This window comes from Embleya sp. NPDC050154 (genome assembly GCF_044460165.1).
GTDB lineage: Bacteria > Actinomycetota > Actinomycetes > Streptomycetales > Streptomycetaceae > Embleya.
In genome coordinates this window covers 838,185-853,724 of record NZ_JBITJP010000001.1, presented here as the reverse complement: position 1 = coordinate 853,724, position 15,540 = coordinate 838,185, and the positions used below count along the sequence as shown (strand labels likewise).

Annotated in this window: 6 protein-coding genes and 1 riboswitch; of the genes, 2 read left to right on the top strand and 4 right to left on the bottom strand. The window is 73.1% G+C overall.

The features are described from left to right. Window positions 1–79 precede the first annotated feature (79 nt). Both ACIBSV_RS03805 and ACIBSV_RS03800 read left to right on the top strand, forming a co-directional pair. Entirely contained in the window at window positions 80–1,318 is a 1,239-nt protein-coding gene (locus tag ACIBSV_RS03805) for an acyl-CoA dehydrogenase family protein (RefSeq protein WP_395859286.1), read from the top strand. A gap of 299 nt (window positions 1,319–1,617) precedes the next feature. Next, a riboswitch (cobalamin riboswitch) is annotated at window positions 1,618–1,688 on the top strand. 154 nt (window positions 1,689–1,842) lie between these two features. Continuing rightward, window positions 1,843–2,952 (top strand): prenyltransferase/squalene oxidase repeat-containing protein, encoded by a 1,110-nt coding sequence (locus ACIBSV_RS03800; protein WP_395859285.1) that lies wholly within the window; start codon window positions 1,843–1,845, stop codon window positions 2,950–2,952. 192 nt (window positions 2,953–3,144) lie between these two features. On the opposite strand, the gene ACIBSV_RS03795 is transcribed toward ACIBSV_RS03800, so the two are convergent. From ACIBSV_RS03795 to ACIBSV_RS03780, 4 genes are read right to left on the bottom strand one after another with little or no spacing between them, the layout of a single operon-like run. Further along, complete coding sequence (locus tag ACIBSV_RS03795; RefSeq protein WP_395859284.1) at window positions 3,145–3,351, bottom strand: MbtH family protein; 207 nt, start codon at window positions 3,349–3,351, stop codon at window positions 3,145–3,147. Beyond that, complete coding sequence (locus ACIBSV_RS03790; protein ID WP_395859283.1) at window positions 3,348–9,032, bottom strand: amino acid adenylation domain-containing protein; 5,685 nt, start codon at window positions 9,030–9,032, stop codon at window positions 3,348–3,350. The genes ACIBSV_RS03795 and ACIBSV_RS03790 overlap by 4 nt, the downstream gene beginning before the upstream one ends. Next, window positions 9,029–12,352 carry an amino acid adenylation domain-containing protein gene (locus tag ACIBSV_RS03785; RefSeq protein WP_395859282.1) on the bottom strand — a complete coding sequence of 1,108 codons (3,324 nt, stop codon included), beginning with the start codon at window positions 12,350–12,352 and terminating at the stop codon, window positions 9,029–9,031. The genes ACIBSV_RS03790 and ACIBSV_RS03785 overlap by 4 nt, the downstream gene beginning before the upstream one ends. Continuing rightward, window positions 12,349–15,540 carry an amino acid adenylation domain-containing protein gene (locus ACIBSV_RS03780; RefSeq protein WP_395859281.1) on the bottom strand — a complete coding sequence of 1,064 codons (3,192 nt, stop codon included), beginning with the start codon at window positions 15,538–15,540 and terminating at the stop codon, window positions 12,349–12,351. Before ACIBSV_RS03780 ends, ACIBSV_RS03785 begins: the two co-directional genes overlap by 4 nt.

The window sequence follows — 15,540 nt, the reverse complement described above, 5'->3', positions numbered from 1 at the left end:
CCGCCGGCCCGGCTCGGGTCCTCGCCCCGATGACCCGGATTCCCCACCCGGCCCGACCGTCCACCCCAGGGATGCGCCCGTGCCCGTCGATCGTCTGCTCCCCACCGACGAAGCCCACGACCTGATCGCCCGGACCCGGGCGTTCGCGGACCGGGAACTCGCGCCCCGGGTAACCGGGTGCGAGGCCGACGCGAGCTATCCCACCGGCCTGTTCTCCGCCCTGGGCAGGGCGGGCCTGTCCGGCCTGCCCTACCCGGTGCACTACGGCGGCGGCGGTCAACCGTACGAGGTCTACCTCCAGGTACTGGAGGAACTCGCGGCCCGCTGGCCGGCGGTGGCCGGCGCCCTCGACGTACACACGCTGGCGTGCCTGCCGACGGCGGCGCACGGCAGCGCGACGCAGCGCGAGCAGTGGTTGCCCGGGATGCTGGACGGCGCGCTGACCGGCGGCGGCAGCCGGTCCGAACCGCACGTGGGCGCCGACCCCTCGGCGGTCACCTGCCGAGCCGAACGCACTCGCGGCGGACACCTGCTCCAGGGCACCCAGCTCGCCCTCGTGCACGGGGGCCGCGCGCACTTTCACACCGTGTTCGCCCGCACGGGTTCGGCCCGACCGGACATCTCCTGTTTCCTGGCTCCCGGTGCCGACGAGTACCTCTACTTCAGCGCGCCGGAACCGACGACCGCGCTGCGCGCCATCCCGACCACGACCGCCTACTGGGACGGGGTGTACCTGGAGCCCGAGCGGTTGATCGGCGCACCGGGCCGGGGCCTGCGGATCGCGTTCGACCTGTTGGACGCGGGCCGCCTGGGCACTGCGGCGTGCGCGACCGGACTGGCCCAGGCCGCGCTGGACGTGGTCGGCGACTTCGCCGGCAGGGGCGATCGGCACGCGTTGGCCGAGCCCGCGGGCGCGGTCGACTCCGCCCGGGCGATCTACCTCGACGCGGCCCGCCGGCGCGACGCGGGCATCTCGTACACGCGCCAGGCGTCGGTGGCCGAGTCGGCGGCGGTCGAGGCGGCGGTCAGGGCGACCGCGGCCGCGGTGCGAATCCTGGGGGCGGAGGCGGACACCGACGAATTCCCGGTGCGGCGCTATGCGCGCGAGGCGGCGGCGCTGCGGGGGCGGATCGCGCCGGTGGGGACGGGTGCGGGCGCCGGCGTGGGTGAGGGTACGAGTACGGCCGTGGGCACGGGCGCTGCCGTGGGCACGCGCGGGGCTGTGGGCACGGCCTCGGGTACGGGTGCGGGTGCGGACTCGGGTGCGGCGCCCGTGGGTTCGTGTGGTCCTTCGACCTTGGCCACCGTGGGTCCTTGAGCGGCTTCCGGTCACTTCCGGGGGGATCTCGGCGGGCGCGGGCCCGTCCGGGGGGCGGCCGAACCGACCCGACCGGGGTTTCGGCGCCGGGTCCGTCCCGGGGGCTCGGCGAGGCCGGGTTTCCGGGGTCGCGGCCCGTGAAGCCTTGGCCGGAAAGCGAGTTACCCTCGGCCGCGAACTGTCCGTAGAGTGCGCAGCGTCTCGCCCGAGGATCTTCGGCGCGACGGCGACGTCCGCTTTCGGGCCCGCCGTGCCCGTTCGATCCGGGGTGTGGCGACCCGCGTCATCTTCGGCCGCAGGGGAAGTCCGGTGCGAATCCGGCGCTGACCCGCAGCGGTGGTCCGTCCGCGTGACGGCGAGCCCGAATGCCTGGGGCCGGAGCGTTCCCTCTCCATTCCCCGTCGTGGCCTACGGGGCGGAGCCCTCGCGCCGCCGTGCCGAGGCCGTGTCGCCCTCCGGGTCGCGGTCGAACGCGCTGCGTGTCCGCCGGGCATGCCGCGTCGCAGGCCCGGAAAGGCTCCACCATGACGCTCACCCGACCCGGCCGGAGGATCTCCGCCCTGCTCGGCGGTCTGCTCCTCGCCGCGGCGACCGCCATCGTCCCGGCAACCGCCTCCGCTGCCCCGGCGGACTCCGCGCCGACGAACTCCACGCCGTCGGAAGCCGGTTCCATCCTTTCCGGCAATCGCACCCAGGCCGCCGCCGGTTGGCTGGCCCGGCAACTCGTCGACGGAGAACGCTTCGAGGCGACCTTCGACGGGGTGACCTACCCCGACCAGGGTCTGACCATCGACGCGATCCTCGCGTTCGCCGCCGCCGGGGTGGCCGAGCAGAACGCGGCCAAGGCCACCACATGGCTGGCCCGCCCGGAGATACTCTCCGGCTACATCGGCGACGGCACCACCAACGCGTACGCCGGCGCCACCGCCAAGCTGCTGCTCGCGACCGAGGTGCGCGGGGTGAACCCGAGCAGCTTCGGCGGCGTCGACCTGCCGACTCGGCTGCGCTCGCTGCAACAGCCCTCGGGCCGGTTCACCGACCTCTCACCGTGGGGTGACTACAGCAACGCGTTCAGCCAGTCCCTCGCGCTGCTGGCCCTGGACCGCACGCCGGCGGGCGCACCCGCCGGCGCGGTCGACTTCCTGGCCGGCGCGCGTTGCGCGGACGGCGGGTTCCCGCTCGACTTCGGCAAGCCCACCTGCACCAGCGACGCGGATTCGACCGCGATAAGCGTGCAGGCGCTCGCCGCCACCGGCCGCCCGCAGGAGGCGGCGGCCGGCCTGAACTGGCTGGTGGGCCACCAACTCGCCGACGGCGGCTTCGGCACCCCCGGAGCCGGCACGTCCAACGCCAACAGCACCGGCCTGGCCGCGCAGGCGCTGCTGTCCTCGTGGCGGGTGCTGCCCGGACTGACCGCGCGACACTTCATCACCCAGCGCCAGGTCCCCTGCTCCGGCACGCCCGCCACGCGTGGCGCGATCGCGTACGACGCCACCGGATTCGACCCGTCCACCGCCACCCGGGCCACCGCCCAGGCGGTACTGGGTCTGGCCGGCACCGGCTTCGCCGGGCTGAGCGCCGCGGGCGCCCGACCCGACGCGCCGAACCTGCACTGCCCCTCGCCCACGTCCTGACCCGCGATCCGGTTCGCCCGCGCCGTCGACCGCCGATCACGGCGGCCGCCGGCGCGGCGCGCCCCGGAACCGGGTGCCGAGCCGGTTCATCTGCCGGCTCCGGTCGATCCGGAGCTCGAAACCGAGGCTTTGTCGGGGTGGGTGCGGTGACGTCGCCGGCGAGGCCCGGGCGGGCTCGCCGGCGACGGTTGGTCATGGGTTCATGGCTTCGCGGGTGCTGCGGGGTCGCAGGTCGGTCCAGACCTTGTCGATGTGGGCCAGGCAGGCCGGGCGGGTGCCGGTGAAGCCTTCCGCGCGCCACCCGGGTGGGATGTCGCGGTCGGTGGCCCAGACCGAGTATTGCTCCTCGTCGTTGATCACGACTCGGCAGTGGCGCTCGGGGAGTTCGTCGGTGGTCATACCTTCTCCAGTTCGGAGGTGGGTTCGCTTTCGGGTTCGCTTTCGGGTTCGGATGCGGGGGACTTCCCGGTGGGCGGCGATGGGGGCGCGGCGTTGGTGCGCTTTTTGCGGCGTTCCTCGATGCCGATCAGGTCGTCCGGCATCGCGTCGGGGACGTCGTCGTCGAAGCGCGCGATCACCCGGTGGCGGAAGGAGGCGAGCGCGAGCAGGATCATCGCGGACGCACACAGCAGGTACAGGAAACCCGTGCCGCGGCCCTCGCCGACCCCGATCACCCGGCCGACGCTGGAGGCCAACGCGCCGTCCGCGGTGAACAGTGGTTCGAGCAGGTGCACCGCCAGCGGCGCGATCACGCCGAAGCCCAGCGGGAGGGTGGACCAGGCCACCATCGTGTTCAGCGCGATCACCCGGCCGTGGAACCGCTGCGGCACCTTGACCTGGATGATCGTCGCGTAGATGCCGTTGAGCAGCGACAGGCCGAAGAACACCCCGAAGAAGCCGACGCCGACCAGCACCGGCGAGGGCCGCAGCCCGGCCACGAAGGCGAACACCGCGATCAGCACGGTGGCCAGCAGGATGCCGTGCATCCGGCGGTGTCGGGGACCTCCCCACACCCCCATCGCCAGGCCACCGAGCAGCGCGCCCGCGCCCGCCGCGACGCCGACCGCGCCCGCCGTGTGTACCGACCCGAACGAGAGCACCAGCGGCGTCATCAGCACCAGCATCGGCGCGAGGAAGACGTTCAGCAGCGCGAAGTACAGCAGCATCGTGCGGAATCCGGCGTGCCCCATCGAGTAGCGCACCCCGTTGGCGATCTCCTTCGCCATGCTCTCGCGCCGGGTCTGCGCCATCGTGTCGGGGAAGGGCACGAACGCGACCACCGTCACCGCGATCACGAACGTGGTGATGTCGATCACCAGGATCCCGCCGAGTCCGATGCTCGCCAACAGCGCGACCGCGATCAGCGGCACCACCAACTGCGCCATCCCGGTGCTCATTTGCACGATGCCGTTGGCGTGCCCGAGGTAGCGCTTGGGCACCAGTTGCGGAACCGCCGAGTTGTAGGCCAATCGTTGGAAGGTCGCCGTCACCGACAACACCACCAGGAGCCCGTACACCGCTCCCACGCCCAGGTGACCGCCCCACAACAGCAGCGCCATCACCACCTGCACCGCGCCGGCGGCGCAGTCCGCGGCCAGCATCACCGAGCGCCGACTGTTGCGGTCCACCACCGCGCCCGCCAGCGGCGCGACCACGATCCCGGGGACCAGCGCCAGCACCGAGAACAGTGCGAACTGGGTGAGCGAATCGGTGCGCAGGTAGATCCAGATCGGGATGGCGAACTCGGTCAGCGCCGACCCGGTGATCGAGGCGAGCTGCCCGAGCGCCACCGCCATGAACCGGCCCATGCTCGGCCGTACCGCCGGTGTGCGCGACGGTGTGGCCCCGACTGCGAATCCCGGCTTGTCCGCGGCTCCCGGCTTGTCCGCGAACCCCGGCCCGTCCGCGGCTCGCGCCTCGACGTCCGGGCCGGACACCCCGTCCAGCCACCAACCCGCGTCCTCCCCGCGCGCCGCCCGGGTCAGCGGTTCGGTGCGGTCCCGGGCCACCGCCTCGTGGGTGGCGGTGATGATCTCGGCGAGTTCGTCCGCGCGGTAGCGCAGGAAGTAGTGGCCGGCCTCGTCGATCACCACCAGCGCGGTGGAGTCGGCCATGAAGTGCCACTCCCGGTAGCGCTCCTGGTAAAACTCGGTGCTGGGGTCGCGCTCGCCGATCACCGAGATCACCGGCGCGGCCAACGGCCGCATGCCCTCGGCCATCCGCCTGGTGAAGTACTCCTCCGAGGTCCGGCCGTCCTTGCGCATGTTGCGGACGATGAAGGTGACCTGTTCCTCGTCCAGGTCGCCCAGGTCCGCGCCCATCGAGGTGAGCCAGTTCAGGTGCACCCGGTCACCGCGCAGACGCTCCAGTCCGGCGAACCGGGACAGCGCACCGAGCACGCCGCCCTCGGGTCGGGCGAACGGGAAGATCGCGCCGAGGTAGACCGCCTCCAACGTGCGCCCCGACTCCTCCAGGAGGTGGGCGATCTGCGCGGTCAGCGCGCTGCCCACCCCGCAGTGGCCGTACAGCGCCAACGGCCCCTCGACCCGGGCCAGGATCTCGTCCACGCACTCCTGCGCGACCTCCTCGATCGGCCGGGGCGCCTCGGGCATGGACAGGTCGTGGCCGGGGATCGCCACCGAGTACAACGAGTGGCCGGCCGGCAGCGCGTCGGCCAGTGGCTGGTACACCACCGCGCTGCCGCCGCCGTAGGGCACGCACACCAGCGAGAGCACACGCTGCGCGAGCGGTACGGGACGGGTCAACTCGTGCAGCAGCGAACGTGGTTCGTCGGCACCGCGTGGGCGGTCGATCAGCGCGGCCAGTTCCCGGATGGTGCGGTGCTTGAACAACTCCAGCAGGCTCACCTGCCGACTGCCCGGCGGCAGTGCCTTGCGCAGCCGGGCCAACACCTGCATCGCCAGCAGCGAGTGCCCGCCCAGTTCGAAGAAGTCGTCCGTGACGCCGACCGCGGCGAGGTCGAGCACCGCCGTCCAGATCCCGACCAGGGCTTCCTCGGTCGCGCCCGTCGGGGCCACCCGATCCGTGTCCCCCACGCCCGCGCCCGCGTCCGGTTCGGGCAACAGGGCCCGATCCACCTTGCCGTGCGCCTTCAGCGGCATCCGGTCCAGCCACACGAACCGGGACGGCACCATGTACTCCGGCAGCCGAAGCAGCAGGTCGCGGCGCAGCTCGGCGGCGGCCGGCGGCTCGCCCGGATGCTCGTCGGCCGCCACCAGGTAGGCGATCAACCGCTGAGCGCCGGCCGGGCCACGCGCGTCCACCACGGCCTGCCCGACGGAGGGCAGGCTCCGCAACGCCTCTTCGATCTCGGCTGGTTCGACCCGATAGCCGCGAATCTTGATCTGCTGATCGCTGCGACCCAGGAACTCCACGTCGCCGCCGGGCAGATACCGGCCCAGGTCGCCGGTGCGGTACAACCGGGCGCCCGGCGGTCCGAACGGGTCGGGCACGAACCGGTCGGCGGTCGCGCCGGGTTGCCCCAGATAGCCGCGCGCCAACCGGTCGCCGCCGATGTGGATCTCGCCGGTGACCCCGATCGGCACCGGTTCCAGGTGCTCGTCGAGCAGGTACACCCGGGTGTTCGCCAATGGTCGCCCGATCGGCGTCACGGTGGAGGTGGGCTCGTCCCGCGGGCCGACCCGGTAGGTGGTCACGCCCACCGTGGTCTCGGTCGGCCCGTAGTGGTTGACCACCGCGCACGTCCCGAGCCGGGCCAGGTCCCGCGTCCACTCCCAGGACGAGCCCTCGCCACCGAAGATCAACAACCGTCGGGGCAAAAGGCGTTCCGGGTCGACCTCGGCGGCCAGCCCGGCCAGATGGGACGGCGTCATCTTGAGGTAGTCGACCGGATGCCGGGCCAGGTGGTCGGCGAACTCGGCGCCGGACAACCGCTTGGGGATCAGGTGCAGTTCGCCGCCGGTGGTCCAGGCGAGGTACAGCGCGGTGATGGCGAAGTCGAAGGACAACGACTGGGCCAGGCCGTGCACCGATCCGGGCACCACCTCGAATCGTTCGCGCACGCCGTCCAGATAGGTCAGCGCCTCGCGGTGCTGCACCGCGACGCCCTTGGGTCGGCCGGTGGATCCGGACGTGTAGATGACGTAGGCCAGGTTCCCCGGCCCGGCCGGCACGGGTGGCGGGCCGCACTCCTCGGCGACGGTCGCGTCCGGTTCCCGATCGAGCAGGATCACCGTGCCGGGGTGACCCGCCGTGCGCTCGCGCAGCGTCGTGTCCGTCACCAGGACCCGCACCTCGGCGTCCGACAGCATGAACGCCAGTCGCTCGACCGGCTGTTCGGGATCCAGCGGCAGGTAGGCCCCGCCCGCCTTGAGCACGGCCAGGACGGCCACCGCGAGGTCGAGCGACTGTTCCAGGCACAGCGCGACCGGCGTCTCCGGGCCGACCCCGTGCCCGCGCAGCCGACGGGCGAGCCGGGCGGCGCGCGCGTCGAGTTCACCGTAGGTGAGGCTCTTCCCCCGGTAGGTCACCGCCGGCGCACGCGGATCGCGGGCCACCTGGGCCTCGATCGCCGCCGTCAGCGTCGGGTGTTCGGGCGGTGGCGCGGCGGTGTCGTTCCAGCCGGTGGTGACCTGGGCCCGCTCCGTCGGCCCGAGCAGGTCGATCCGGGACAGCGGCGTATGCGGATCGGCGACCACCGCGCGCAGCAGGGTCTCCAGGTGTGCGGCCAGCCGGGCCACGGTGCTCGCGTCGAACAGGTCGGTGTTGTAGGTGAGCAGGCCGTGCATGCCGGTCGCGGTCTCGAACACGAACAGGCTCAGGTCGAAGCGGGTGACCCGGGAGTCGCCGGTGAACCAGTCGTGGGTGAGCCCGGCGAAGCCGCGCTCGCCGCGCCCGTAGTTCTGCAGCGCGAAGGTCACCTGGAACAGCGGCGTGCGGCTGACGTCGCGGGTGACGTTCTGGTCGCGGACCACCTGGTCGAACGGGAGGTCCTGGTGGGCGTACGCGTCCAGGCAGCTCTCCCGGACCCGGCGAAGCAGTTCGGTGAAGGTGGGGTCTCCGTCCAGCGGTGCCCGCATGGCCAGCATGTTCACGAACATGCCGACCATCGGTTCCAGGTCCGGGTGGGGGCGTCCGGCGATCGGGGATCCGACCGCGAAGTCGCGTTGTCCGCCGTGCCGGGACAACACCGCCTGCCACGCGGCGAGCAGTGTCATATAGGAGGTGGCGCCGTGCGTGCGCCCCGACTCGGCAATCGCGGCGCAGAGTTCGGGGTCGAGGGTGAAGGTGTGCGCGTCACCGGCGAAGGTCTGCCGGGCCGGGCGGGGTCGGTCGGTGGGCAGTGCGAGCGTGCCGACCCCGGCGAGCCGCTCCCGCCAGTACGCGCCTGCGCGTTCGCCTTCGGGGCCGGCCAACCGCTCGCGCTGCCAGGCGGCGAAGTCGCCGTAGCGCACCGCCGGCGCGGGCACCTCGGACTCCCGACCCGCCGTGAACGCGTTGTAGTCGGACATCAGTTCGTTCACCAGGAGGTGGACCGACCAGCCGTCGCCGACCAGGTGGTGCAGGACCACCACCACTACGGTGTCCTCCCGGTCCAACCGCACCAGCGCGGCCCGCATCAGCGGCGGCACCTCCAGGTGGAACGGCCGGGCGAACTCCGTGCCCACCAGCGCCGCCGCCCATTGCTCCCGCGCCCGGGCATCGAGGTCGCGCTCGGGCGAGTGCCGGGCGACGGTGATCGGCATCGGCGGGTGCACGGTGGCGATCGGTCGACCGTCCGCGCTGGTGGCGAACGTGGTACGCAGGCTGTCGTGCCGGGCCGGCAGCGCGTTCAACGCGCGTTCCAGCGCCTCTTCGTCCAGCCGTCCGCGCAGGCGCAGCGCGAACGGAATGGTGTACGCGGCGGTCCCGGGGGTGAGGTTCTCCATGAACCACAGCGGGATCTGCGCGGACGACAGCGGTACTTCCGCGCCCTCCGGCAGTCGTGGTATCGACGCCGGGGCGGTCGTCGCGGATCTGCGCAGCCGCTGTTCGAGCAGGGTGCGCTTGGCGGCCGACAGTTCGCCCGGCCGGGTCGGCGGCGCCGGGGTGAGCGTCATCGCGGGTCTCCTGTCTCGGCTTGGTCCAGCACCAGTCGTTCGGCGTCCGCCTCGGAGAGCGTGTCCAGTTCGGCCACCAGGAGTTCCTCGACCGAGGCGGCCAGTCCGGCGACCGTGGGGTCGGCGAACAGGGCCCGGATCGGCACGGTGAGTTCGATCGCCACGCCGAGCCGGGCCACCGCCCGGGTGGCCAGCAGCGAGTGCCCGCCGAGCGCGAAGAAGTCGTCGAGCGCGCCGACCCGTTCCAGGCCGAGCACATCCGCGAAGGTCTGCGCGACCAGTTCCTCGGCGCTGCCGCGTGGAGCCACGAAGGACGCCTCCGGCGCGGCGCGTTGCTCGGGTGCGGGCAGCGCGGCCCGGTCCAGCTTGCCGTTGGCGGTCAGCGGCAGACGGGGCAGCACCACGAAGGCGGCGGGCAGCAGGTAGGCGGGCAGCGTCCGGGCGAGCGCGGCACGCACCGCGTCCGGGTCCGGGGCCGCCGCGTCGGTACGGGGCACCAGGTAGGCGACCAGCCGCCGATCGCCGCGTTCCTCGCGCAGCAGCACGGCCGCCTGGCCGATGTCGGGCCGGGCGACCAGGGCCGCCTCGATCTCGCCGAGTTCGATCCGGTAGCCGCGCAGTTTGACCTGGTGGTCGGTGCGGCCGAGAAACTCGAGTTGTCCGTCCGGGCGTTGCCGGGCCCGGTCGCCGGTGCGGTAGAGCCGGGCGCCGGGTGGACCGTACGGATCGGGCACGAAGTGACACGCAGTCAGGCCGGGGCGGCCGAGGTAGCCCCGGGCCGGCCCGATGCCGCCGACGCACAGTTCGCCGGGCACCCCGGGCGGCACCGGTTCCAGATGCCGGTCCAGCACGTGCACGCGCGTATTCGCCAGGGGCCGTCCGATCGGCGGGCGGGTGCCGTCCCACGGCTCGGCCAGGGGGCCGGCCAGGGTCGCCGAGGTGGCGATGACCGCGGTCTCGGTGGGGCCGTACGTGTTGACCAGGTCGACCCGATCGCCGAACACCTCGCGCCAGCGCCGCATCGAGGCCACATCGGCCTGGTCGCCGCCGATGATCAGCAGCCGCAGCGCCGGCGGCCACGGCAGGCCCGGCGTTTGCGCGACCAACTCGTGCCAGTACGGCGTGGGCAGGTCGAGCACGGTCAGCGTGCGGCCCGCGTCCGTGGCGAAGAAGTCGGGCAACAGCGCGTCGGCGGGGGCCAGTACCAGTGTCGCGCCGCCGAGCAGGGTCGGATAGACCTCCTCGACATGCGTGTCGAAGCCGAACGAGGCGAATTGCAGGACCCGGTCGCCCGGGCCGGTCCGGTAGCGCTCGCGCATCCAGGCGAGCCGGGCGCCCAACGCCGCACGGCTGATCAGGGTGCCCTTGGGTCGGCCGGTGGACCCGGAGGTGTAGACGAGATAGGCCAGGTCCTCGGGGCCGGCGACAGGCGCGAGCGGCTGCGTCTGTGCCCCGTCTCCCCGACCGTCGTCGGCTCCGGCACCCTCCAACGCCAGTATCGGCCGCCCGAAGTCGGCGAAACGGTCCGCGAACTCGGCCCGGCACAAGAGTTGTTCGGCGCCGCTGTCGGCGAGCATGTAGGCGATCCGCTCGGCCGGCAGCGTGGGATCCACCGGAAGGTATGCGCCGCCCGCCTTGAGTACGGCCAACAGCGCGACGATCGTCTCGATCGAGCGCTCGGCGCACACCGCAATCACCGAGTCCGGCCCCGTGCCACCGCGCCGCAACACCCGGGCCAGCCGGTTCGCCCGGGCGTCCAGCTCCGCGTAGTCGATGCGAGCGCGGCCGGACTCGACCGCGTCGGCATGCGGGGTGCGCAGCGCCTGCACCTCGAAGGCCAGCACCGGGTCCGGGCATTCGCCGAGCGGCGGACCGGCCGCTGCGGCCAGCACCCGCGCGCGGTCGGTCGCCGGCAGCAGCGGCAGCCGGGACAGCGGCGTGTCCGGGTCGGCCACGGCCCCTTCGAGCAGTGTCTCGAGGCAGCGGGCGAAGCGGGTGACGGTCTCGGGGACGAAGCGTTCGGTGTCGTAGACGAACTCGACCACGAGTTCGTCCCCTTCCGGCCACACCTCCAGCGCCAGATCGAACTTCGCCTGGCGAAAGCCGGATTCGAAGACCTCGGCGCGCACCTCGCCGAGCCGCAGCCCGGGTCCGGCGGGTGGTCGCAGGGTCAGCATGGTCTGGAACACCGGCGGGCTGTCCGGATCACGCTCCACGTCCAGGGCGCCCAACAGCCGCTCGAAGGGTACGTCCTGGTGTTCGTAGGCCTGGAGCGCCACCGTACGGGTGCGGGCCAGGAAGGCCCGGAAGGTGGGGTCCTCGGCGGTGCTCCCGCGCAGGACCAGCGTGTTGAGGAAGTAGCCGACCAGCGGCTCGTACTCCTCCTCGTCCCGGCCCGCCAGCGGCGAGCCCACGCACACGTCCTCCTGGTCGCAATACCGCGAGAGCAGGGTCTGGTACGCGGCGAGCAGGGTCATGTACAGCGTGACCTTCTCGCGGCGGGCGAGTTGCTCGAGGCCGGTGCGCAGCCTTGCCGGCAGGTGGTGGGTGACGGTGCCGCCTCGTGCGGTGTGGGTGCCGGGGGTGCGCGGGCGGTCGGCGGGCAGGTCCAGGGTCGGCGCGCCGGCGAGTTGCCCGGTCCAGTACGCCAGTCGCGCTTCGAATCCGGGCGAGTCGACGAGTTCGCGCTGCCGTCGTACGTAGTCTCCGTAACTCAGCGCCGGCTCGGTCAGCGGCGACGGCTGCCCGGACGCGAACGCCTGGTACAACGCCGCCAACTCGGTGTCCAGGACATTCATCGACCAGCCGTCGGCCACGATGTGATGCAGGATCAGGCACAACACGTGGTCGTGTGCGGCGTCGTCCAGGCGCAGCAGGCTCGCCCGCAGCAGCGGGCCCCGGGCCAGGTCGAACGGGCGGTTGGTGCGCTCGGCGACCAGTTCGCGGGCGTGGCGCTCGCGTTCGCCCGGGACGCCGTCGACGCCGACGCGTTCGAGCACGAAGCCGCCGGGCGGGCCGATCACCTGGGTGGGCACGCCGTCGCGGTCCGGGAAGGCGGCGCGCAGGCTGCCGTGCCGGGCGACCAGTTCGGCCAGTGCGCGTTCGAGCGCGTCGGCGTCCAGCGGGCCGCGCAGGCGGTGCACCTGGAACATGTTGAACGCGGCGTCGCCGGGGTTGAGCCGGTCCAGTAGCCAGAGCCGTTCCTGGCCCGCGGACAGCGGTAGGTGTTCGGTCCGCCCCGGTTCGGGACGGTGCGCGGGCCGCACGGCCGGCGCTTGCCGGTAGGTGTGCGGATCGTGGGTCGGAGAGGGGTTGTTCATGGCCGCCGTTCGCTTCGCATCGCGGAGACCGCGCTGGTGAGTCCGGTGATGGTCGGGGATTCGAAGAACACGTGCAGCGGTACGTCCACGCCCAGGCGTTTGCGGATCCGGGCGCCGATGCGGGTGACGGTGAGCGAGTGCCCGCCCAGGTCGAACAGATCCTCGTCGGGGCGGATGTCGTCCAGACCGAGCACTTCGCGCCAGATCGCGGTGATCTCGGCGGTCGGGCCCGGGTCGACGGGCTCGCGTTCGGGGTCGGATTCGCCGCGCTCTTGCCCTGCGGGCGCCGGGCCCGGATGCGACCGCGCGGTGCGCAGGCGCGGCGGAGCGGGCAGCGCGGCCCGGTCCAACTTGCCGTTGGGCGTCAGCGGCAGGCACTCCAGCACGACATAGGCGCCGGGCACCAGTGCGCGCGGCAGGGTCGCGGCCAAGTGCACGCGCAGTTCGGCCGGGCTCGGAGCGGGGCCGCCGCGCGGTACCAGATAAGCAACCAGGCGCGGGCCTTCGGCGGCGTCCTGCCGGGCCAGCACGGCGGCCGCCGCGATCTGCGGATGCCCCAGCAACGCGGCCTCGATCTCGCCGAGCTCGATCCGGTGACCGAGGATCTTGACCTGATGGTCGACCCGGCCGAGGAACTCGATCCGGCCGTCCGCGCGGTAGCGGGCCCGGTCGCCGGTGCGGTACAGCCGGGCGCCGGGTGGTCCGAACGGGTCGGGCCCGAACCGATCGGCGGTGACGCCGGGCAGGTGTCGGTAGCCGCGGGCCACTCCACTGCCGCCGATGTACAGATCACCCGCGACGCCGACCGGGACGGGCTGCGACTCGTCGTCCAGGATGTACATCCGGGTGTTGGCGATCGGGCGACCGATGCTCACCCGGTCCTCGTCCACCCCGATCTCCGCGACGCTGGACCACACCGTGGTCTCGGTCGGGCCGTACGCGTTGACCAACCGCCGCACCCGGCGGCGCAGTTCCCGGGCCAGCGGTAGCGGGAGCGCCTCGCCCCCGGCGACCGCGAGCACGGCGGACTCGCGGAAGCCGGCGTCGAGCAACATCCGCCAGCCGGACGGGGTGGCCTGCACGTGCGTGACGCGTTCGGCGCGGATCAGTCGCAGCAGCGCGCCGCCGTCGCGCACCTCGCCGTCCTGCGCGAGGACCAGTCGCCCGCCGGTGATCAGCGGCACGAACAGTTCCAGGGCGGAGATGTCGAAGGACGCCGAGGTCAGTCCGAGCCACACCGCGTCGCGATCGCTGCCCAGGATGTCGCGCATCGATGCGAGCAGGTTGCCCAGCGCGCCGTGCTCGATCTCCACACCCTTGGGCCGGCCGGTGGATCCGGAGGTGGCCAGCACGTAGGCCAGGTCGCCCGAGCGCGGCGGCGCGCACGGCCCCTCGGCGTCCGCCGCCGGCGTCCCGATCTCCTCGATCAACAAGGCTCCGGCGGCGTGTTCGGGGAATCGGGTGAGCAGGTCGTGCTCGGTCAGCACCATCGTCGCCGCGCAGTCGCCGAGCACCGAGGCCAGCCGCGCCGAGGGGTACTCGGGATCCAGCGGCAGGTAGGCGGCGCCGGTCCGCAGGACGCCGAGCAGGGCCGTCGGCAGTGCGGCGGTACGCCGCACGCAGACCGCCACCAGGTCGCCGGGTCCGACCCCGGCGGCACGCAGGCGCCCGGCGACCGCGTCCACCGCCGCGCCCAGGTCGGCGTAGGTCAGCCGCTCGGCGCCGCAGTGCACCGCCGGCGCGTCCGGGGTGCGGGCGACCTGCGCGGCGAACAGTTCCGGCAGCGTCGCGGGATCGTGTTCCCGGGCGGTGTCGTTCCAGTCGCCCAGAATCGCGGTCCGCTCCCGGTCGGACAGCAGCGTGAGCCGGGACAGCGCGGTGTCCGGGTCGGCGACGATCGCGCGCAGCAGGGTGGTGAGGTGGTCCGCGATGTCCAGCGCCGTGCCCGGATCGATGGCCCGGGCGGCGTGGTGCAGGGTCAGCGTGAGTCGGTCGGGGTCGTCCAGGCATTGCAGGTGGAGGTCGCCGCGCGCGGACCGGTTGAACATGGTCCAGTCGATCGAGGTCGGCAACTCGGCGAAGCCGGGCACCTCGGTGCGGCGGCGATAGCTCATCGACACCGGGGCCAGGGCCAGGCGCGGGGTGAGGCCGGGCACCGCGCGGCCGAGCGGCACGTCGCGCACCGTGTACAGCCCGCGCAGGTCCGCGCGCAGCGCCCGGGCGAAGGCGCCGAACGGCGTGTCCGGCAACGGTCTTGTGTGTACCGGGAGTTCGTTGACGTAGGGACCGATCCGGTCGCGGGTGTGCGGGGTGCGGGTGCCCAGGTCGATGGCGACCGTGGGGTGTTCGTTGCCGTAGCGCCACAGCAGTACGTGCAGGGCGCCCAGCAGCAGTGCGAACGAGCTGACGCCCAGCGATTCGGCGGTGTCGGCGATGCCGTGGCGCAGCTCGTCGTCCACCGGGATCGGCACGGCCGCGCCGGGGCCGCCGTCGGTGCCGGTGCGTCCGGACCCGGGCAGCACCACGCCGGGTGGCTCCTGTGGCTCGGTGGCGAATCGGGACCTGGCGAGTGTGACGCGGCGGGCGAACTCCACCGTCTCGCGGGCGGCGCGCTCGGCGTCCGCGGGATCCGCCGGGTCCGGGAGAGCGGGCAGGTCGGGCTTGGTTCCGGTGCCGAACGCGGTGTAGTGCGCGGCCAATTCGCGGACGAGGATGTCCTTGGAGCCGCCATCGAAGGCGAGATGGTGCGCGACGATCAGCAACACCTTGGGCCCGGTGCCCGCGTCGATCAGGGTGAAGCGCACCAGCGGGCCGGCGGCGGGGTCGAACGGGCGCACCGTCTCGCGTCGGATCAGCTCCGCCGTCGCGGCCTCGCGCGATTTCGCCGGTGTGTCGGCGAGCCGCTCGGTGACCAGGCGGGGCGGGTTGTCGGCGGGGACCAGCCACAGGTCGCCGTCGGCTTCGCGCAGCGCGCTGCCCAGGACCGGGTGGCGGGCCACGAGCGCGTCGCACGCGTCGGCCAGGGCGACCGGGTCGAGGTCGCCGGTGAAGCGGATGGTGAGCGGCATGTGGTGTGCGGTGCCGGTGCGACCGGCGAGTTCGGTGAACCGGATGCCGTGTTGCGCCGGGGAGACCGGGGCGCGGTGGACGGGTTCCGGCGGCAGGGATGCCGGCTGGGACTTGCGCAT

Bases quoted from the DNA above. Each gene is read 5' to 3' on its own strand.
- ACIBSV_RS03780 (WP_395859281.1), bottom strand. From the start codon at position 15,540: ATGCGCAAGTCCCAGCCGGCATCCCTGCCGCCGGAACCCGTCCACCGC.
- ACIBSV_RS03795 (WP_395859284.1), bottom strand. From the start codon at position 3,351: ATGACCACCGACGAACTCCCCGAGCGCCACTGCCGAGTCGTGATCAAC.
- ACIBSV_RS03800 (WP_395859285.1), top strand. From the start codon at position 1,843: ATGACGCTCACCCGACCCGGCCGGAGGATCTCCGCCCTGCTCGGCGGT.
- ACIBSV_RS03790 (WP_395859283.1), bottom strand. From the start codon at position 9,032: ATGACGCTCACCCCGGCGCCGCCGACCCGGCCGGGCGAACTGTCGGCC.
- ACIBSV_RS03785 (WP_395859282.1), bottom strand. From the start codon at position 12,352: ATGAACAACCCCTCTCCGACCCACGATCCGCACACCTACCGGCAAGCG.